This is a genomic window from Cohnella sp. LGH (assembly GCF_017671885.1).
Lineage (GTDB): Bacteria > Bacillota > Bacilli > Paenibacillales > Paenibacillaceae > Cohnella > Cohnella phaseoli.
In genome coordinates, this window is record NZ_CP072117.1 from 8158933 (window position 1) to 8179293 (window position 20361).

Annotated in this window: 21 protein-coding genes; all 21 read right to left on the reverse strand. The window is 55.0% G+C overall.

The genetic code is table 11. The annotated features are described in order from the left end of the window. Window positions 1–37: 37 nt before the first annotated feature. The 21 genes from J4772_RS33630 to atpB all read right to left on the reverse strand — a co-directional run bounded on the left by J4772_RS33630 (window position 38) and on the right by atpB (window position 20360). A complete protein-coding gene (locus J4772_RS33630; RefSeq protein ID WP_209073212.1) occupies window positions 38–2167 on the reverse strand; it encodes a S8 family serine peptidase in 2130 nt (709 codons plus the stop codon). A gap of 258 nt (window positions 2168–2425) precedes the next feature. Continuing rightward, on the reverse strand, window positions 2426–3955 hold the full coding sequence (locus J4772_RS33635) for an NADH-quinone oxidoreductase subunit N (RefSeq protein WP_209073213.1): 1530 nt from the start codon (window positions 3953–3955) through the stop codon (window positions 2426–2428). Window position 3956: 1 nt separating this feature from the next. Continuing rightward, a complete protein-coding gene (locus tag J4772_RS33640; RefSeq protein ID WP_209073214.1) occupies window positions 3957–5555 on the reverse strand; it encodes a complex I subunit 4 family protein in 1599 nt (532 codons plus the stop codon). After that, a complete protein-coding gene (gene nuoL, locus J4772_RS33645; protein WP_209073215.1) occupies window positions 5555–7423 on the reverse strand; it encodes an NADH-quinone oxidoreductase subunit L in 1869 nt (622 codons plus the stop codon). The genes J4772_RS33640 and nuoL overlap by 1 nt, the downstream gene beginning before the upstream one ends. Before the next feature lie 4 nt (window positions 7424–7427). Then, entirely contained in the window at window positions 7428–7730 is a 303-nt protein-coding gene (nuoK, locus tag J4772_RS33650) for an NADH-quinone oxidoreductase subunit NuoK (protein WP_371822924.1), read from the reverse strand. A 2-nt stretch (window positions 7731–7732) separates the two neighbouring features. Then, window positions 7733–8257, reverse strand: coding sequence for an NADH-quinone oxidoreductase subunit J (locus J4772_RS33655; RefSeq protein WP_209073216.1), 525 nt, complete (start codon window positions 8255–8257; stop codon window positions 7733–7735). A gap of 3 nt (window positions 8258–8260) precedes the next feature. Next, window positions 8261–8707 carry an NADH-quinone oxidoreductase subunit NuoI gene (nuoI, locus tag J4772_RS33660; protein WP_116060702.1) on the reverse strand — a complete coding sequence of 149 codons (447 nt, stop codon included), beginning with the start codon at window positions 8705–8707 and terminating at the stop codon, window positions 8261–8263. 13 nt (window positions 8708–8720) lie between these two features. After that, window positions 8721–9728, reverse strand: coding sequence for an NADH-quinone oxidoreductase subunit NuoH (gene nuoH, locus J4772_RS33665; RefSeq protein ID WP_116060703.1), 1008 nt, complete (start codon window positions 9726–9728; stop codon window positions 8721–8723). Then, window positions 9728–10828: an NADH-quinone oxidoreductase subunit D gene (locus tag J4772_RS33670; RefSeq protein WP_116060704.1), complete on the reverse strand. Its 1101-nt coding sequence runs from the start codon at window positions 10826–10828 to the stop codon at window positions 9728–9730. The genes nuoH and J4772_RS33670 overlap by 1 nt, the downstream gene beginning before the upstream one ends. Window positions 10829–10834: 6 nt before the next feature. Then, a complete protein-coding gene (locus J4772_RS33675; RefSeq protein ID WP_209073217.1) occupies window positions 10835–11872 on the reverse strand; it encodes an NADH-quinone oxidoreductase subunit C in 1038 nt (345 codons plus the stop codon). Beyond that, on the reverse strand, window positions 11869–12387 hold the full coding sequence (locus tag J4772_RS33680) for a NuoB/complex I 20 kDa subunit family protein (protein ID WP_116060706.1): 519 nt from the start codon (window positions 12385–12387) through the stop codon (window positions 11869–11871). Before J4772_RS33680 ends, J4772_RS33675 begins: the two co-directional genes overlap by 4 nt. Further along, entirely contained in the window at window positions 12372–12743 is a 372-nt protein-coding gene (locus tag J4772_RS33685) for an NADH-quinone oxidoreductase subunit A (RefSeq protein ID WP_246016495.1), read from the reverse strand. The genes J4772_RS33680 and J4772_RS33685 overlap by 16 nt, the downstream gene beginning before the upstream one ends. A gap of 240 nt (window positions 12744–12983) precedes the next feature. Continuing rightward, entirely contained in the window at window positions 12984–13424 is a 441-nt protein-coding gene (locus J4772_RS33690) for a Dps family protein (protein ID WP_209073218.1), read from the reverse strand. A 232-nt stretch (window positions 13425–13656) separates the two neighbouring features. Beyond that, window positions 13657–14079, reverse strand: coding sequence for a F0F1 ATP synthase subunit epsilon (locus J4772_RS33695; protein ID WP_116060708.1), 423 nt, complete (start codon window positions 14077–14079; stop codon window positions 13657–13659). 27 nt (window positions 14080–14106) lie between these two features. Then, window positions 14107–15525: a F0F1 ATP synthase subunit beta gene (gene atpD, locus J4772_RS33700; protein WP_209073219.1), complete on the reverse strand. Its 1419-nt coding sequence runs from the start codon at window positions 15523–15525 to the stop codon at window positions 14107–14109. A gap of 144 nt (window positions 15526–15669) precedes the next feature. Further along, a complete protein-coding gene (gene atpG, locus J4772_RS33705) occupies window positions 15670–16530 on the reverse strand; it encodes an ATP synthase F1 subunit gamma (protein ID WP_116060710.1) in 861 nt (286 codons plus the stop codon). A gap of 89 nt (window positions 16531–16619) precedes the next feature. After that, window positions 16620–18134, reverse strand: a complete 1515-nt coding sequence (gene atpA, locus J4772_RS33710) for a F0F1 ATP synthase subunit alpha (protein WP_116060762.1) — start codon at window positions 18132–18134, stop codon at window positions 16620–16622. Window positions 18135–18180: 46 nt separating this feature from the next. Continuing rightward, complete coding sequence (locus tag J4772_RS33715) at window positions 18181–18729, reverse strand: F0F1 ATP synthase subunit delta (RefSeq protein WP_116060711.1); 549 nt, start codon at window positions 18727–18729, stop codon at window positions 18181–18183. Then, window positions 18726–19217 (reverse strand): F0F1 ATP synthase subunit B, encoded by a 492-nt coding sequence (gene atpF, locus J4772_RS33720; RefSeq protein WP_247740926.1) that lies wholly within the window; start codon window positions 19215–19217, stop codon window positions 18726–18728. The genes J4772_RS33715 and atpF overlap by 4 nt, the downstream gene beginning before the upstream one ends. A 101-nt stretch (window positions 19218–19318) precedes the next feature. After that, window positions 19319–19543, reverse strand: coding sequence for a F0F1 ATP synthase subunit C (gene atpE, locus J4772_RS33725; protein WP_094047624.1), 225 nt, complete (start codon window positions 19541–19543; stop codon window positions 19319–19321). A gap of 55 nt (window positions 19544–19598) precedes the next feature. Continuing rightward, window positions 19599–20360 (reverse strand): F0F1 ATP synthase subunit A, encoded by a 762-nt coding sequence (atpB, locus tag J4772_RS33730; RefSeq protein WP_209073220.1) that lies wholly within the window; start codon window positions 20358–20360, stop codon window positions 19599–19601. Window position 20361: the final 1 nt, after the last annotated feature.

Sequence of the window (20361 nt, forward strand, 5' to 3'; positions counted from 1 at the left end):
ATCGCAGCTATGTCGCGCCGATTCGAGCCTTCCCCCGCTACTCGCTTACCGTTTGAATCTTAAGTCCGTAATATTGGCTGCGATCATACCCGTCCGCAGTCATCTGAACATAATATGTGCCTGGCGACAGCTTTATTTCTCCGCCGGTCGTCTTCTGTTCCTTCCCGCCGGTCCATTTGCCTAGCCTTTGCAGCTTTTTATCCCGTAATTCAACGTTCACAGCCAACGACGACGGAATATTTGTAACATCGAGCTTCACTTTCGCGTCTTTGGCCAGTTCGAAGCGGTACCAGTCTTCATCCTTATCCGATTGGATCAGAGCGTTATACGTCTTGCCCAGAACGAGCGGCGTCGAAGCTAGCGCGCTCTCGTTCGGTTCGTATAAATCCTCCTTCTCGGTAATGTATTCCAGCGAGACGGCATATGTCCCGATTACTGCTTCGGGATTCGACGATACCGCATTGGAAATACGAAAATAATACTTGCCCGCCTTGGCATTGTTAATCGTTCCGTACTCAATGCCGCCGTCGCCGCGCTCATCGACGAGGATCATTTTGCCTCCGGCCGGGTAAATCCGCAGCTCCGGATCGATTCGCGTCGTGTCCGGAGTCAGTGTTAGCTTGAGACTACCCGGCTTGGGAAGCGTTACGACAAACCAATCGACATCCCCCCGACTATGAAACGACCCGTTCCATTTCTGGCTTCGGGCAGGAAGCGTAGCAGCCGATGCAGACGTATCGTTAGGCTCATTGGCGTCGGGCAGCATTGCAAAACCCGAAACGAGTCGATAATTCTGCGTTTCCTCTTTCGAATTCTCGGGCATTTGCGCAAGCAGCCAATTGCGACCTGCTTTTACGGGCCACTGCATAAGCTTGTCCTTGGATGCCGGCTCGGAAGAAATCGACTTGATCAGCTTGCCGTTAGCATCGTACAGCGTGAACCGACCGGAATCGCCCGATAGAATAAACACCCCGTCGTACTTTGCTTCGAACACAAACCAATCGGCATCTGCTTTTCCATCCCAGCTTCCGAACACCTCTTTGCCAAGCGGCAGCACGGCAGCTTGCGATCTCATGTTGTTGGGCTCCCGCCAATCGATCGTTTCATCGGCCTGCAGCGCTTTGGAGGCCGATAAGAGGCCGTAGCCGGTATTCGGAGTCCACGGCTTAAGCACATTCAGTGGAGTCGCCGTTCTACGCAGCGTCTCGCGAATTCGCAGCGGCTCCCATTCCGGATGAGCCGCTCTCAGCAGCGCCGCAACGATAGCGACTTGCGGCGCTGCCATGGACGTGCCTTCCATTTCGATTTCTCCGCCGCCGATCGCCATCGTCTGTACGTTCCATGCCGCTCCGATGTCGTTCTCCGGCCCGGAGGTCGACCCGGCAACCGTCCTTTTGTTGTCAATGCCCGCAACGGAAATAACGGAAGGATACGCCGCCGGATACTGTACGGCAGCTTTGTCCCCGAAGATCGCCGCATCGTTGCCGCTTGCGGCGACAAGCAGCACCCCGCGGCTTTCAGCGTATGCGACCGCTTCGCGCAAGCTCTGTGCATCGCGTCGAAGGCCCAGGGACATCACGATAATATCCGCCCCTTGATTAACCGCATGACGAATGCCCTGCGTCAACTTCTCCTCGTTGCCCGCACCAAACTGGTCAAGCGCCTTAATAGGCATAAGCTTGCCCTTCCATCTGCCCCGGGCCGGAGAAGCCTCCCCCGCTTGCGCCGCCGCCGCAATAATGCCTGCGACTGCCGTCCCATGACCATTATCGTCCTGGGCGGATTTACGGGTATTGACGAGATTGATTCCGGGCAGCAAATAAGGCTTCAACTCGGGACGATTAAAATCGATCCCCGTATCGATAATCGCAATCGTTGCCGTGACGTCTTTGTCTAACAGCGCCCAGGCATCCTCTATGCCGATCGTCCTAATAAATTCGGGCAGCGGCGGCGCAAGATGCGGAGCGTTCTTGATCATATCCGTTGTGCCGATGGCTTGGGCATGAACGGCAGGCGCCCGCTGCATGCCTCCCCAATCGTCCGCTAACCGGGGAGGGATTAGGACAGCAGTGCTCAGAAGAACGACGGATAATGTCGAAATCGCGGCTCGACTGCCAGGTACGAACGTTAGCATGATCGCGCTAAACTGTTTCCCGCCCTTATTCATCTCGCCTCCGCCGCCTTTCGCCCTCGCATGCATTCTATTGTAGCTGCGCCGCCTGACAAATTTCTGAATGAATTCTCCGACAACGACGCATATTCTTTATTACCCATGTTGCATTCTTCTTAATTTCGATTTTCAAGCCCTGTTTCCCTGCTTCTGGCGACAAAATGGGGACTAAGGTCGCAATTTGTCACAAAAATGTAAAACCGCCGAGACGAACCGTCCCGACGGTTTATTCCTAAGCCTTTATGCTTAATAATCTCAACGCACCAGAAAATCGACCGGTATAGAGAACAGATCGTTGATCCAATTAAGAATCGGCACGGGCAGAAACCCAAGTACCAATGTCGCTGCGGTACATAGCCAGATCGTAATCGTCGCCGGAACCGTCAGCTTCAGTCTCGAATCCGTCGCTCCGCTTCTCATATACATCTGACGAATGATCGAAAAATAAACCGCATAGGACACAATTGTCGTGACGAGCATAATCGCCGCCAACCAGTATGTCTTCGTCTGAATGGTACTGAATAATATGAACAGTTTTCCGAAGAAGCCGCCGGTTATCGGCAAGCCGGCCAACGAGCACAGCAGCACGGTCATAGCCCCGGCCGTCCAAGGCGCCCGATGATACAATCCCGCAAAGCCCGATACCGTTTCATTGCCGGAATCGCGCGTCACGATTAGAAGAACCGTAAACGCTCCGATATTCATAAAGGCGTAAGCCACCAGATAATAGATAAATTCCGAGAACATCGATGTATGAATATCCGCGAACCCAAGCGCCAGAGGGGTTAGCAGAATACCGGCGTTAGCTACGCCGGACAGCGCAAGCAGTCGCTTGAAGTTGCGCTGGCGCAGCGCTCCCGCCGTACCTACGATCATCGCCGCGGCGGCGAGAATGCCGAGCCCGAGGAAAACGTCCTGCTGCAGGAACGATTCGCCTGCGGGAACGAGATTCGCCGAATTGATGAAAATCCGATACAGCATCGCAAAAGCGGCGCCTTTGGCGACAACCGCCAGGAACGTCGTTACCGGTGTCGGGGCGCCCTGATACACATCAGGCGACCAGGCATGGAACGGCGCCAGTGCCAGCTTCGCCGCGAAGCCCGCCAGCATCAGGAAGAAGCTGATGTACAGCAGCGCCTCCGAATTCTCAATCGCAGAGCCGAGGTTGACGCGAATCTGCGCAAGGTTCGTCGATCCCGTAATTCCGTACAGGAAGGACATCCCGTACAAAATAAACGCAGACGCCGTTCCCCCTGTAACGAAATACTTAAACGCCGCTTCGCTGGACAGCTTGTTTTTCTTCCTCACACCTACCAAAATATACGATGTGATGCTGAGCAGCTCCAGGCCGACAAACAACGTAATCAAATCTCCGGATGAGGACATGACCATCGCGCCGAGCGTCGCCGGAAGCACGAGCGAGTACATCTCGCTCTTGATCGGAACATCCTCGTCCTTGACCGCTCCGAGCGACGAGAAAACGATAAACGCAGACGCCCCCAAGAAGACCAGCTTCAAAAGATTGCCGAAGTCGTCGACACGGTAGCTTCCCGCCAATAGCTCAACGACGCCCGAATCGGTTCTCGTCAGATCGCTCATGAGCAAGACGACGAACACTCCCGAGACCAGCAGGCCGACAAGCGTCAGCCACCCGACGATATACTGGCTTGCCCTTCGGGGCAACACCAGATCCAGCAGCATCAGGAGCACGGCAAATCCGGTTAAAATCAGTTCGGGGGTCACGTACCACAAATCGCTCAAAGTCAAAGCGAGCTTAGTTTCCATGTTAACCCCCCACCCTTGTCTGTAATTGTTCCAGCAATGCGCCGAAGCCGTTCTGCATCAGATCGGTCAGCAGGGATGGGTATACGCCCAGCAAGACGATTAGCGCGGATAGCGCGACCATCGGCAGCGCTTCGATGAATCGGGCGTCTTTCAGCTCGGCGTACTTCTCATTCAACGCCCCGTAGGTGATGTTCAGCACGCTTCGCAGCACGTATATCGCCGCCAGCAGAACTCCCAGCACGCCGATAGCGGTCAGAACCTTCATCGAACCGAACAGCCCCAGGAAAGACAGGAATTCGCCGACGAAGCCCGACAATCCCGGAAGCCCAAGCGAAGCAAGTCCCGTCAACAGCAAAATGCCGGATGTGAACGGCATCGCTTTGGCCAATCCGCCCAGCTTGCCCAGCTCCGTCGTTCCCGTTCGTTCGTAAATATTGCCGACGATCAGGAAGAACAGCGCCGAGATCAAACCGTGCGACACCGATTGGAAGATCGCTCCTTGCAGGCCAACCTCCTCCAAAGAAGCGATACCCAGCAATACGATGCCCATATGGCTGATACTCGAGTAAGCCAATACCAGCCTGAACTCATTCTGCACGCAAGCCAGAACCGCCCCGTACAAAATGTTGATAACGCCGAGTACAGCCAGCACCGTCGTCCAAGAGCTCGCCTGCTCCGGGAACAGGCCCAGCGCAAAGCGAATCAACCCGTATACGCCCATCTTCAGCAAAATGCCGGAGTGGATCATGACAACTGCCGGCGGAGCTTCGACATGCACCTTCAGCATCCACGTATGGAACGGGAAGATCGGCACCTTGATTCCGAAGGCAACGAGGAGCAAGATGAACGCCGCCCAGCGCATGTTATCCGACAGGAACCATACCGGATTCATTGCGTTGTTGGCAAATGCCCCCCCATCCTGCAAGTTGCCAAGCAGGATATCGTAGTTACTGGAGAAAAAGAAATTGACATTGTCGGTCGAACCGAAGCCCAGAGTGGCGATCAGGATCAAGAAGGCGAACAGCATCGCGGCCGACCCCAGCCCATTATAGACAAGGAAACGAGTCGCAGCCCTCTCCCGCCCGTAATAACCCCAAATGCCAATCAGGAAAAACATCGGAATAAGCGTCACTTCGAAGAAAATAAAGAATAGGACCAGGTCCCGCGCCAGAAAAACGCCGTATATTCCCGTCAACAGCAGCAAAAATAGAAAATAGTACGTTTTCCAGCGTTTACGGATATGCACAGAAGCGAGAGCAGCCATCGTCGAGACGATACTCGTTAGCAGAAGCAACGGCAGCGAGATGCCGTCTACGGCCAGATGGTACTCAAAGCTCAGTTTTAGAGACTCAACCCCGTTGAAAGCCTCGACATTCAGCGGAATCGCCAGCCACTCCATTTGCTCCGAGTATGCCGCTCCCCCCACGGAAGGATTGTAGGAAGCGAACAGCCATAGAGTCAACAGAAGCGGAATGAGCGTAAACACAATGGCGGTTCCGCGTATCCAACTGTTTTTGCCGCTAGGCAGCAAGAGCACGACAAGTGCGCCAAGGAGCGGCGCGAATGTAATCAGAGACAGAACCGGCAGGTCCTCCAGCATTACCAGAACCTCCTTCCGGCGAGCGCGACCATCAGAATCACGATGCCGATCACGGCGGCCAGCGCGTAAGCTTGAACTTGCCCGCTCTGCAGCCTGGAATTCAGTCTGCCGACCGCGCCGACCGCATGGCCGGACAGGCGGACAAGACCGTCGATCACATATTCGTCGAACAGCTCGAGCAGCTTGCCAAGTCCATAAAGCGGCTTGACGAATACGGCTTGATAGAGCTCATCGATGTAATATTTGCGCTCGAGCAACTTAACAAGTCCCGGAACGCGGGAGGAGACGGCATCCCTTCGAATCGTGCCTTTGGCGTACATCAACCATCCGATGTAGATGCCGAGCAATCCGACGGCCGCAGATACGATCATCACGAGACCGCTGACATGGTGCTCCGCTTCCCCTCCGAGCAGCCAACCTCCCAGCCAACCGTTAAACGGCGTCTCCACGAAACCGGAGACAACTGCCAGCACAGCCAGCACGATCAGCGGTATGGTCATAACGGAGGAAGACTCCTTGGCCGCTTGACCCTCCTTGGGCTTGCCCGCGAAGACGAGGAAGAATAGCCTTGCCATATAGAGTGCGGTGAAGAATGCGGCGACCAAGGCAACAATGAACAAAATCGGCTGCTTATCCAGAGCAACGGTCAGAATCGCGTCTTTCGACCAGAAGCCCGACAGCGGAGGAATTCCCGACAAGGCGAGCGCGCCGATGCCGAACGTCCAGGCCGTGATCTTCATTTTGCCGCCGAGGCCGCCCATCTCCCGAATGTCCTGTGTATGTACGCTATGAATGACGCTGCCGGCTCCAAGGAACAGCAATGCCTTGAAAAATGCGTGCGTAAACAGGTGGAACATCGCACCCGTAACAGAGCCGACGCCTAGCGCCAGCATCATGTAGCCAAGCTGGCTAACCGTCGAGAAAGCGAGAATCCGCTTAATATCGTTCTGCGCCAAACCGATCGTCGCCGCGAAGATCGCAGTGAACGCGCCGATAATCGCCACCGTATTCATCGCCACCTGCGACGCTTCGAAAATATCGAAGGTGCGAGCCACGAGGAAGACGCCGGCTGCGACCATCGTCGCCGCATGGATCAAGGCGCTGATCGGCGTCGGACCTTCCATCGCGTCCGGAAGCCAGACGTGCAGCGGGAATTGGCCGGACTTGCCGACCGCTCCGAGGAAGATCAGCAGCGCGATCAACGTCGTAATACCCGTGGAGATGACGCCTCCCTGAGTATCGAACACGTTATGGATCGAGGTGAAATCCAAAGCCTGCCCCGGCATATACCAGAACAGCAGCAGAATGGCGATCAACAAGCCCAAGTCGCCGATCCGGGTGACGATAAAAGCTTTCTTCGCCGCTGCTTTTGCTTCCGGCTTCTGATACCAGAAGCCGACGAGCAGGAAGGAGCATACGCCGACCAGCTCCCAGAAAATGTAGAAGGTTAAAAGGTTGTCCGCCAGCACCAAGCCCAGCATCGAGCTTGTAAACAGCGCCACATAGGCATAGAAAGTCGAGATTCTCTCATCTTTCTTCATATATCCTTGCGAGTACAGATTCACAAGGAACGCCACCAGCGTAACGACGACCAGCATCAGCGTGGACAGATTCGTCACTTCGAAGCCCGCCATCAGCTTCAGCTTGCCAATGGTGATCCATTCGAATTGCTTGCTGTACTCCGGCGCGTCGCTCGCCATTCTCTCCGTAGCGAGACATAATGCCAGCACGAGGGACGCGAACGAAGCCACCGTACCGATCCAGGCGCCGGTTTTTCCTAACGATTTTCCGGCTCCGGTCAATAGGATAAAAGCGACAAACGGAAGCAGCGGAATCAACCAAGCGTATTCGGTAAAGAAGGTGCTCATAAAGTTACCTCCTCAACTCGTCGAATTCATCCACGTTCACCGTAGCGCGGCTGCGATAGAAGACGATCAATATCGCGATGCCGACCGCGGCTTCCGCCGCCGCGACCGAGATGGTGAACAAGGAGAAGATTTGTCCCGTCAGCGACGGGAGCACTCCGTATTTGGAGAAGGCGATCAGGTTGAGGTTCGCGGCGTTAAGCATCAGCTCGATCGAAAGCAGCACGATGATCGCGTTGCGCTTCGTCAGCACGCCGTACAGCCCGATGCAGAACAAAACCGCCGCCAGCGTCAAGTAGGAGGACAGCATGCTCATTCCGCGTCCTCCTCTCTCTTCGCCAGAGCGATCGCTCCGATAAAGGCGACCGTCAGCAGAACGGAAGTCAGCTCGAACGGAATCGCATATTGGGTGAACATCAGAATGCCGATTTCCCTCGTATTGTCTTCAGACGCAAAAGCCGTCGGGACCTGAAAGGTCGCATTGCGGATCCCGAAGAACAGAATGCCGAACAAGCAAATGCATCCGATGGCCGCCAGCGTCTCCAACAACGGCCTTGCCGGCTCTCGTCCTTCCCCGTCGTGCTTGGTCATCATGATGCCGAAGATCATCAGGATCGTAATCGCGCCTACATATAGCAGCACCTGCACGAAAGCGAGAAATTCCGCCTCCAGCACGACATACAACCCGGCCAACGAGATAAAAGTAAAAGCAATCGAGAGCGTCGTATGCACAACCTTGGTAAAATTGATCGCCAGCACCGCTCCGACGATCGCGCACACCGACAATATGAAGAACGCGACGAATTCTCCCGTAAATTCAATATTGAAGTTGAACACCGGTTATTTGGCGCCCCCTTTCGGAGAGCCGATGTTGTTGTTGTCCAGACGAACGTTCGTATTGTTGTCGAACAGCCACTGTTTGTCCTTGAACAGTTCGTCCCGACTGTAAGCCGCCAGCTCGAAATTGTTCGTCATGACGATCGCCTCGGTCGGGCATACCTCCGTGCACAGGTCGCAGAGTATGCAGATTTCGAAATTGACGTCGAACGTATCGATGACCTTGCCCTTCTTTTCCGGATCCGGATTCGGCTTGCCCGTCAGCGTAATGCAATCGGTCGGACAAATCCGCGCGCACTGGTTGCAGACGATGCACTTGTCCGGCTCGAAGTATTGAATCCCGCGGAACCTTTCCGGCATCTGGATCGGGATGTCGGGATACGCGTACGTCAGCTTTTTGGTCCCCATCGTTTTCAGGGTCACGCCTAGTCCTTTGAGCATGCCTTTCACGGCGTCCGCCTCCCTATCCCATCAATTCTATGCCAATTGCCGTCAAGAAAATATTGAGAATTGCCAGCGGCAGCAGTACCTTCCATGCCATGCCCATCAACTGATCGACGCGCAGCCGCGGGAACGTCGCCCGCATCCAGAACAGGAAGAAGACGATAAAAGCAAATTTCAGGAAAAACCAGATTAATCCCGGAATGAAGTCAAGCTGCGGAATCGGCGCGTTCCAGCCGCCAAGGAACAGAATCGTCGTCAGACAGGCGATCGCATACACGTAAATGTACTCCGAAAGCATGAAGAACGCGAAGCGGAAACCGCTGTACTCGACGTGGTAGCCTGCGACCAGCTCGGATTCCGCTTCCGGCAAGTCAAACGGCGTACGATTGAGCTCGGATACCGCGGCGATAACAAAGATCGCGAATCCGAGAATTTGCGGCAGGAAGTTCCAATGCCAGAAGTAGCCGCTCTGCGCCAGCACGATCTCCCGCAGGTTCAAGCTTCCGGTCATCATCACGACGCCGACGACCGACATAACTAGCGGCACCTCATAGCTGATCATCTGCGCCGCGGAACGCATGCCGCCCAGCAGCGAGTATTTGTTGTTCGATGCCCAGCCGGCGATAACGATTCCGATCGTCGTAATTCCGGAGAGCGCGATATAGTAGAGGAACCCGACGTTCAAGTCCGCAAACTGCAAATTCATCGAATATGGAATGAAAGCAAGCACCAGGAACGAAGGAATGAAGGCCAGCACCGGCGCCAAAATGAACAGTCCGCGATCCGCCTTGCGCGGGATCGTATCTTCCTTCAGCAGCAGCTTGGCGACGTCGGCCACCGTCTGGAGCAAGCCGAGCGGTCCTGTCCGGTTCGGCCCTTTGCGATACTGCATCCAACCGATGACCTTGCGCTCGAAATAAATCGCATACGTAACAAACACGATAACGACCGCGAGCACGCCGATTCCCCCGGCAATGAAGATCGCCGCGTTGCCCCAGCTTAACGGTTCATCCAAGAAGCGTTGCATCAGCAGTCAACCTCCCCCAGCACGATATCGATGCCGCCGAGAATCGTAACGAGGTTCGTCATGCTTTCGCCGACGAGCAGCTTCGGCAGAATCTGCAAATTGACGAACGAAGGTCTGCGGAACTTCAGCCGATACGGCTCCGCCTTGCCCTTGGACACGATGTGGCAGCCGATCTCTCCGCGCGGCGATTCGATGCGGACGTAAATCTCTCCGGCGGGAGGACGGATGGCCCGAGGCACCTTGCCCATCGTATCGCCTTCTCCCGGAAACTGCTCCAGCGCCTGCTCGAGAATGCGCAAGCTCTGTTCAATCTCCGCAATGCGAATCAAGTAACGATCGTAGCAGTCCCCGTTCTTGCCTACCGGGACGTCGAACTTGAACCGATCGTACAAGCTGTACGGCTCCGCTTTGCGCAGGTCCCACTGCACGCCCGTACATCTCAAGTTCGCCCCCGACAAACCATAGCTGATCGCCGTCTCCGCGTCGTATTGACCGATTCCTTTTACCCGCGACAGAAAGATTTCGTTGCCGCTAACGAGGTTGTGATACTCGTCAAGCCGAAAGTACATATCCTTGACGAAAGTCTTCACTCGATCGATCCAGCCCTCGGGCGCGTCCCACTTCACGCCTCCGACCCGCATGTAATTGTACGTCAGCCGCGCTCCGCACAATTCATTGAACAGCCCCAGTACGCGTTCCCGGTCGCTAAAGGCGTACAGGAACGGACTAAGGGCTCCGATGTCCAGCAAATAAGTACCCCACCAGACCAAATGACTGGCGACTCGCTGCAGCTCCATCACGATCAGACGCATAAACTCCGCTCGCTCCGGAATTTCCAGCCCCATCATTTTCTCCACCGCATGACAGAGAACATAATTGTTCGTCATCGCGGATACATAGTCCATTCGATCCGTGTAAGGAACGATCTGCGTAAAATTCAAATCTTCCGCCAGCTTCTCCGTACCGCGATGCAAATAACCCATGACCGGAGTCGCTTCCGTGATGATTTCCCCATCCAGCTTAACAATGATCCGAAACACGCCGTGCGTGCTCGGATGCTGCGGGCCTACGTTCAACAGCAGCTCTTCAGTACGAATCACGTGATCTTACACCTCCGGGTCCAGCGGAACGTAGTCTTTGCGAAGCGGATGGCCGACCCAGTCGTCGGGCATCATGATGCGTCTCAAATCCGGATGTCCGGGAAAATCGACGCCCAGCAAATCGTAAATTTCTCTCTCGTTCCAGTTCGCCGTCTCCCAGATCGGAGTGGCGGACGCGACGGACGGATTGTCCCGATCCGTACGTACCTTCACGCAATAACCTTCGCGGGCGTTCATGTTCCACGGGTAGTACACGACTTCCATGTGAGTCTCGTAATCTACGCCGGAAACATTGCGCAAATACTTGCAGTCCAGCTCCGCGTGATCGCAGAACAGCCTTGCCGCCTGCTCCCATCGGTCGTTCTTGATCACGAGCGTCGGCAGGTGATCGTTTGCTTCATTGATATAGGCTTCCTCTACCGCATCCTCCGCGACAAGCTCGCGCAGCATCGCCGCAACGCGATCAAGACGGGGCTGGCTCGGCGACGGAGGTTTCGGCGGAGGCGCATCGCCTCCCGGGCTCCCGTCTCCGCCTGCAGCCGTCGCGGGCGCGCCTCCTTGCGCAGCCGCTTGGGCCGCTGCGGCCTTGGCCGCCTCGCGAGCCTCCAACGCAGCTTTACGCCGCGCCGCCTTCTCCTCGTCCGTCTCCTTGCGACGTTCCGGAGCCGGCGCGGACGCATCGCCTTCGCCTGCCGCCGGAGCGGCCGAGGCCGGTGCCGCTGGCGTCGCCTGCGTATCCCCCGCGACGGGCTGCGCACTTGCGGGTCCCGCAGATGCGCCTCCTTTCGCCGCTTCGGCGGCCGCCAGTGCCGCTGCTACCTTGGCCGCTTCGCGAGCCTCAAGCGTCGCTTTACGGCGGGCCGCCTTCTCTTCGTCCGTCTCCTTTCGACGTTCCGGAGCCGGCGCTGGCGCAGCGTCCTCGACTGTCGGCGGCGCTGCCGCTGCCTCTGCCGGCTGATCATCCGGCTTCGCCGCTACATCCTCGGCTTCCGGAGATTTATTTTCTATTGTATTATCGTCATCCCGTTTGTTCTCTTCGCTCATCGGCTAGTCACCTGCTTCCCGGTTTTTGCCTCGTAGCGAATTTTCGCCTGCAGTTTATTGATTCCATAGATTAGAGCGGCAGGGTTCGGCGGACAGCCTGGTATGTACACATCTACGGGAACGATCTGGTCGACTCCCTTCACGACGGAGTAGGACTTGACGTACGGGCCACCAGCCGTTGCGCAGGACCCCATCGCGATGACCCACTTCGGCTCGGGCATTTGGTCGTACAGACGCTTGAGCAGCGGCGCCATCTTCTTGGTCACCGTTCCCGATACGATCATCACGTCAGCCTGACGAGGCGATGTCCGAAACATAACCCCGAAACGGTCCAAATCGTAATGGGCCCCGCCCGCAGCCATCATTTCGATCGCGCAGCATGCCAAACCGAAGGTCAGCGGCCATAGCGAATTGCTTCGCGCCCACCCCTTCAATTGTTCAATGGTGCCAAAGAAAACGTTACGCTCCACTTCCTTCCGATCCTCCGGAGATACGTTCGCTAAATCGAGTTCCATTTGAACACCTTCTTTCTCCATGCATACACCAGACCAACGAGCAGCAAGCCCGCAAAAATCAGCATCTCAATTAATGCAAATAGACCAAGCTGATTGTAAGCTACGGCCCAAGGGTACAGAAATACGGTTTCGACATCGAATACGACAAACATAAGCGCGTACAAGTAGTACCTGACGTTAAAGCGGATCTGGCTGTCTCCAACCGGCTCGTTGCCGCTCTCGTAAGTGGTCATTTTCTCTTCGGTAGGTTTTTTGGGCCTAAGAATTGAACCGAGCCACAGCACGAAAATCGGAAAAGCGATACCTAGTACCAAGAAGACCGTAACAATGACGTATGAATTGATATAATTCTCCACTGCAACGCCTCCGCAAACAGGTGAATTTACCCCATAATTATAGCAAATGCTCCCAATCAAGTCCATGAAAAAAGCGTTTTCAATGGAAGTTGTCCAATCTTGTCGAAAGGTAGAGGAGGATAATATTGGGGTATTGAGCACTCCCTTATACATATATATGCTGCTTTGTCCCCGCTAGTCCAGAGCGCGCAAGGAACCGCCGAGCTTATGCTCCGGCGGTTCCTTCGATCTCTATCTGGCTTATGCCAGCGTCGCTTTCAACATCCAAACCTGCTTTTGCAGCTCTTCCACTTGGCCGATCAGCATATCCGAAGTTGCGGTATCTTCCGCTTCTTCAGCCGAGGAAGCGGCCGCTTTCAGCCCTTCAATCAGCTCCTTCAGATCCTCGATCGTGGCCGACAGCATGTCATTCTCCGTCTTGGCTTTATCTGCTTCCTTTATCGTCGCCTGCGCAAGAAATTCCTTCATCGTCGATACCGGTTTGCCCTCGATTGAGAGAATCCGTTCCGCAAGCTCGTCCAGCTTCAGAGCCGCCATGTCGTACAGCTCTTCGAATTTCGCATGCAGCACGGGGAAATGCGGCCCTTTCACATACCAATGATAATGGTGAAGCTTAAAATATAGCACCGACCAATTGGACAACTGTACGTTCAACTTATCCGTCAACGAATTCGAATTCATCTGAGCCACTCCTTAAACTTTTTGTCTATCTCTAATGTACCCCTTCTCGTCGAAATGAATCAGTGACACCCGTCACTTCTGACTCCTATTCATCCTCGCTTCCCGACATAGTTCCCCTTCTGAGCAAAAGGGATACCGGCGAATAAACGCATACGAGACAGCGATCACACGTAAAAAAACCGCCCAACGGGAGATCGCGTTCGATCTTCCGCCAGGCGGTCGATAAAGCCGTTTATTGGTTCCGATGCTGCTGTTCCCGCTCGTGGACCGTTTCCAGCCGCAAGATGGCGCGCTGCAGCGCCAGTTCAGCGCGAGCCGCGCTGATGTCCGCTTGCTTCTGCGCGAGACGGCGCTCAGCCCGTTCCTTCGCAAGACGCGCGCGGGAAACGTCGATGTCCGACTCCAGCTCGGCAGCTTCGGCCAGAATAACGACTTTGTCCTTGCGCACTTCCATAAAACCGCCGTGAACGGCAATGAATTCGTTCGTATTGCCGATCTTGGCTTTAACCGGAGCCACTTTCAGCGGCGTAACCAGAGGAATATGGTTGGGCAGAATGCCGAGCTCGCCGGCCACGCCTTTAACGACGACCATATTCACGTCTTTCTCGTAAACCTTGTGCTCCGGAGTGACGATCTCCAACCGTAAGGTACTCATATCGATCCCTCCAAACCAGCCGCCGGATTAAACCTCAGCAGCGAGTTTCTTCGCTTTCTCGACCGCTTCCTCGATAACGCCGACGTTGTGGAAAGCCGGTTCCGGAAGATCGTCGTGCTTGCCTTCGAGGATTTCCTTAAAGCTGCGGATCGTTTCTTTGATCGGAGCATAGACTCCAGGAATGCCGTTGAACGCCTCAGCAACGTGCAGCGGTTGGGACAGGAACAGTTGAATGCGGCGAGCGCGTTGAACGACCTGTTTGTCTTCATCGGACAACTCGTCCATACCGAGGATGGCGATGATGTCTTGAAGCTCTTTGTAACGCTGCAGCAATTTCTTAACGCCTTGCGCTACAGTGTAGTGCTCTTCGCCGACGATTTCCGGCGCAAGAATCCGGGAAGAGGAAGCCAGCGGGTCAACCGCCGGGAAAATCCCCATTGCCGCGATGTTACGCTCCAGGTTCGTCGTCGCATCCAAGTGAGCGAACGCCGTAGCCGGAGCCGGGTCGGTATAGTCATCCGCAGGTACGTAGATCGCTTGGATCGACGTTACGGAACCTTTTTTCGTAGAGGTGATACGCTCTTGCAGTTGACCCATCTCGGTTGCCAGCGTAGGTTGGTAACCAACCGCGGAAGGCATACGGCCGAGGAGTGCCGATACTTCGGAGCCCGCTTGGGTGAAGCGGAAAATGTTGTCGACGAACAGCAGAACGTCGCGGCCTTCTTCATCACGGAAATATTCCGCCATCGTCAGACCCGTTAGAGCAACGCGCATACGCGCGCCCGGAGGCTCGTTCATCTGACCGAACACCATCGCCAGCTTCGCGATAACGCCGGATTCCGTCATCTCGTGGTAGAGGTCGTTACCTTCACGGGTACGCTCCCCTACGCCGGCGAATACGGAGATACCGCCGTGCTCGGATGCGATGTTGTGGATGAGCTCCTGCATCAGAACGGTTTTACCTACGCCTGCGCCGCCGAACAGACCGATCTTACCGCCCTTGGTGTAAGGCGCGAGCAAGTCGACGACTTTGATTCCCGTCTCCAGCATTTCCGTCTGGGTCGTCAAATCTTCGAAAGAAGGCGCTTGACGGTGGATCGGGTTCGTATTCGTGCGGTCGACTTCGCCTTTGCCGTCGATCGAATCTCCCAATACGTTAAATACCCGGCCCAATGTCGCAGGACCTACAGGAATCGTGATCGGTACGCCCAAATCGACCGCTTCCGTTCCTCTAACCAAACCGTCGGTAGAGGACATCGCAACCGCGCGAACCAGATTGTCGCCAAGGTGCTGCGCGACTTCAACCGTAAGGCTGACGTCGGTGCCGCTAGCGCTCTCGGCCTTCGCTTCAATTTTAATCGCATTGAGAATGTCAGGCAGATGACCGTGGTCGAACTCGATGTCGACAACAGGCCCCAGAACCTGAACAACGCGCCCTTTGCTCATGGATTTACCTCCTAAAATAGTGCGACCAACGAGTTGCGCCTTGCATCTACGGTTGGTCGTCACGATAGTGCGACCAACGAGTTGCGCCTTGCGTCTACGGTTGGTCGTCACGATAGTGCGATCACTGAGCAATCGTCACAATTGTTATTGCTGTGCGTTCGCTCCCGCGACGATCTCCGAGATTTCCTGAGTAATTGCCGCTTGACGAGCACGGTTGTAATGCAGCGTCAAATCGGCGATCATCTTCGTCGCATTCTTCGTCGCATTGCCCATTGCCGTCATACGCGCTCCGAACTCGCTCGCTTTGCCCTCCAGCACTGCGCTGAACACGAGCGTCTCTGCGTATTTAGGCAAAAGCACGTTAAGCACCTCTTCGGCGGACGGCTCGTATTCGTATTCGGCTTTGTCGGCTCCCGCGGCGATATCGCCAAGCGGAAGCAAGCGTTTAAGCGTCGGAATTTGGGTGACCGCGTTCCTGAATTCGTTGTAAGCCAAGTGAAGCTCGTCGTACTTGCCTTCTTCGAAGCCTTGAACCGCTTTGGCCGCAACCTCTTTAATGTCCGAGAACTTAGGAGAATCGGACAGTCCGGTCACTTCCTCGACGATCGGTATACCGCGTCGCTGGAAGAAGTCGCGCCCTTTACGGCCGATCACGAATACGGCGTACTCGTCCTTCGAGTTATGCTTCTCTTTAATCGTCAACAGCACTTTACGCAAAATGTTGGCGTTGTATCCTCCGGCAAGACCGCGATCCGAGGTAATCACCAGATAGGCCGTTCTCTTGATCGGACGGCTCTGGAGCATCGGATGCTTGCTGCCTCCCGAAGCGGATGCAATGCTGGATACGACTTCCTTCAGCTTGTCCGTATAGGGGCGAGCGGAGACGGCTGCTTCCTGGGCTCTTCTCAGCCGCGAAGCGGCGACCATCTCCATCGCTTTCGTAATCTGCTTCGTATTCTGCTTACTCTTGATCGAGCGCTTGATCTCGCGCATCCCTTTAGCCAATCGTTTCACCACCTTATTGCCAGGCTTGCCGACGGCAAACCCGGCTCAAGCTTATTGTTGCGACTCGAGTTCCATGTTCCGAATCTATCTTATGCCGATGTGTTGAAGCCCTTCTTGAACGTCGCGATCGCGTCGATCAGAGCGCTGTCGGTATCGGCCGTCAAATCCTTCGTATCGCGGATCGACTGGAAGATTTCCGGACGGTTCACTTCCACATAAGCAAGGAACTCCGCTTCGAAGCGACGAACGTCTTGTACGGGGATCGTGTCCAGATGGCCTTTGGTTACGATATACAGAGATACGACTTGGCGCTCGACCGGAAGCGGCTGATTAACGCCTTGCTTCAAAATTTCGAGCGTACGGATTCCGCGATCCAGACGCGACTTCGTCACTTTATCGAGGTCGGAGCCGAATTGCGCGAACGCAGCCAATTCGCGATATTGCGCGAGGTCGGTTTTGAGCGTGCCCGCAACCTTCTTCATCGCTTTAATTTGAGCGGAGCTACCTACCCGGGATACAGAAATACCGACGTTAACCGCCGGACGTTGACCGGAATAGAACAGGTCTGCTTCAAGGAAGATTTGACCGTCGGTAATCGAGATTACGTTGGTCGGAATATAAGCGGAGACGTCGCCCGCTTGCGTCTCGATGAACGGCAGAGCGGTCATCGAACCGCCGCCCTTCTCGTCGCTCAGCTTAGCAGCGCGCTCGAGAAGACGGGAGTGCAAGTAGAATACGTCGCCCGGATAAGCTTCACGGCCCGGAGGACGACGAAGCAAGAGGGACAATTCGCGGTATGCGGCGGCTTGCTTCGTCAAGTCATCATAGATGATCAGAACGTGCTTGCCGTTGTACATGAATTCTTCGCCCATCGATACGCCTGTATAAGGAGCGAGATAGAGCAATGGAGCCGGTTCGGACGCGTTCGCCGTTACGACGATCGTGTAGTCGAGGGCGCCATGTTTGCGCAGCGTTTCAACCAAGCCGCGCACGGTCGATTGCTTCTGACCGATTGCAACGTAGATACAGATAACTCCGTTGCCTTTCTGGTTAACGATTGTATCGACCGCAATCGTCGTCTTACCCGTCTGACGGTCGCCGATGATCAATTCCCGTTGGCCGCGGCCGATCGGAATCATCGCGTCGATCGCTTTGATACCGGTCTGCATTGGCTCGTGAACGGATTTACGATCCATAACGCCCGGAGCCGGGGATTCGATAGGACGGGTTTTCGTCGTGTTGATCGGTCCGTTGCCGTCAATCGGCTGACCCAGAGCGTTCACGACGCGGCCGAGCAATTGCTCGCCGACCGGAACTTCCATGATGCGGCCGGTTCTTTTTACTTGGTCGCCTTCGCGGATGCCTGTGTAAGGACCCATGATAACGACACCGACGTTGTCTTCTTCCAAGTTGAGGGCCATGCCGATAACGCCGCCTTCAAACTCGAGAAGCTCTCCCGCCATACATTTTTCCAAACCGTGCACGCGCGCGATTCCGTCACCGACCTGGATGACGGTGCCGACGTCGACGACTTGAATATCGGATTGATATTGCTCGATCTGCTTCTTGATCAGAGTACTGATCTCTTCGGGCCTAATACTCAATTCGTTCACCCCTGTCTCCATTGCTTGCAAATGGTATTATTATTCGTTAGATCGCCGCGGTCTGCAGCGTTTTGTCCAGACGTTCGAGTTTGCCCTTCAGGCTGCCGTCGTACAGCGTGTCGCCGATGCGAACGGTCAGGCCTCCGAGCAGTTCGGGGTTTACGGAATTCGTAACCCGTATGGTCTTGCCTAGCAGAGCGCCGAATTTCTCCGCGAGATTCGACTTCTCCTGTTCGCTAAGCGGAGCAGGCGAGGTCACGTGAGCATCCGCGCGGCCGAGAGCTTCGCCCGCCACTTGCAAATAAGCGTCCAATACGCCGGCCAATTCGCCTTCGCGTCCGCGCTCGATCAGCAAGCCGACGGCGTTCAGGACGATCGGCGACACATCCGCGCCGAACGCTTGAAACAGCGTCTTTTTTTTCGTGTCCAACGTAATGTTGGGCGCCACGAGGAATGCGCGAAGATCGGCATTTCCTGCGACGACGTCTACGATCAGCTTAAGCTGGCTCTCGGTTTCCGCGACGAGCCCTTTGTCGTTGGCCGCTTGGAATAGCGCCTTCGCATAGCGCTTGGCGACTACCGAAGCGCGGCTCATGATTTATTCCCTACATTCTGCAGGTATTGATCGACAAGCTCCTTCTGGGACTGCTCGTCGACTTGTTTCTCGATAATCTTGGAAGCGATCAGGACGGACAGGCCGCTGACTTGCGCTTTGAGCGCCGCGACAGCCTTGTTCTTCTCGGCTTCGATCTCGCGAATCGTTTCTTCCTTAATGCGGTTGGATTCGTCGCGGGCGGCTTGAACGATATCGTCCGCCTGGCGGGAGCTAGTCGTTCTAGCTTGCTCGATAATATCGTGAGCTTCTTTGCGCGCTTGCTGAAGCGCTTGCTTCTGCTCCTCGATGAATTGATCCGCTTCCGCGCGATTTTTCTCCGCGCTGTTCATTTGCTCGAGAACCATCTGGCGACGTTTCTCCATGATGCCGAACAACGGTTTGAACGCATACCGCTGCAGTAGTAAGAACAAAACTAGAAACGCAACTAATTGAACAAAAAAGTTGGACCAAACAATGTTTTCCAACACGGATCTTCACTCCTTTCATACGGCTTTACTTAAGCTGTTTCGTGCTTCGCAAAACGAAGGCGTGGAGGCATCGCACTCCCCGCCTTATTCTTGTTGCCGTATTACTCAGCTTGACCCATCAAGATGAATGCAAGAACGAGCGAGATGATCGGAAGGGCTTCTACCAGACCTACGCCGATGAACGCCGTCGTTTGCAGGGAACCGCGCAGCTCAGGCTGACGGGAGATTCCTTCGATTGTTTTGCTGAAGATCATACCGTTACCGATACTTGCGCCGAACGCACCAAGACCAAAAACAATTGCCGCTGCCAACAGACCGTATACCATTTTGTAAATCCTCCTCAAGAGTGTGGGTTTATTTTTAATGGGTAATTCCTATGGGTTAGTGCTCGTCGTGAATACTTGCCTGACCGATGTACACCATCGTCAACATCGTAAATACGAACGCTTGGATCGCGCCTACGAAAATACTGAAACCCTGCCAAACCATGAGCGCCGGAATGCCGACCCAGCCCATCCCGAGGATGATCCCGATCATGACTTCGCCTGCATAAATGTTACCGTAAAGCCGGAGACCTAGCGTAAGCGGCTTAGCGGCCGTCTCAATCAGGTTGATCGGTAGGAAGAATGGCCACGGCTGAAAATAGTGCTTCAGGTAGTGCTTGCGATTATGACGCACGCCTTGGATATGCGACAGCACGATAACCGTAAGAGCCAGAGCCATCGTCATTGCCATGTCCGCCGTCGGCGACTTCCACCATAACCAAGCGAGATGCTCGTGCTCTCCTTTGACGATCAGCTCTTGGCCGAACACCTTCGGAATTTGATTATCATGCGCCTCGGATACGATCCCGAACGGCAAGCCGAGCATGTTGCTCACGAAAATATACATGATAAGCGCAAGCCCAAGCCCGGTGTAGACCCGGCCTCTCTTGAAATCCGTCGCCATGCCGATAATGCTCTGGACAAATTCGACGACCCATTCCAAGAAATTCTGTAGCTTTCCTGGGTTTTCCACCGACAGATTACGAACGGCCAGTCGGGCCAGCACGAATACGATAATACTGGATAGAACAACCATTAGAATAGCTGCGAGGTCAAATTCGATACCGAAAATCTTAATAATGGGCACTAAATGATCCATG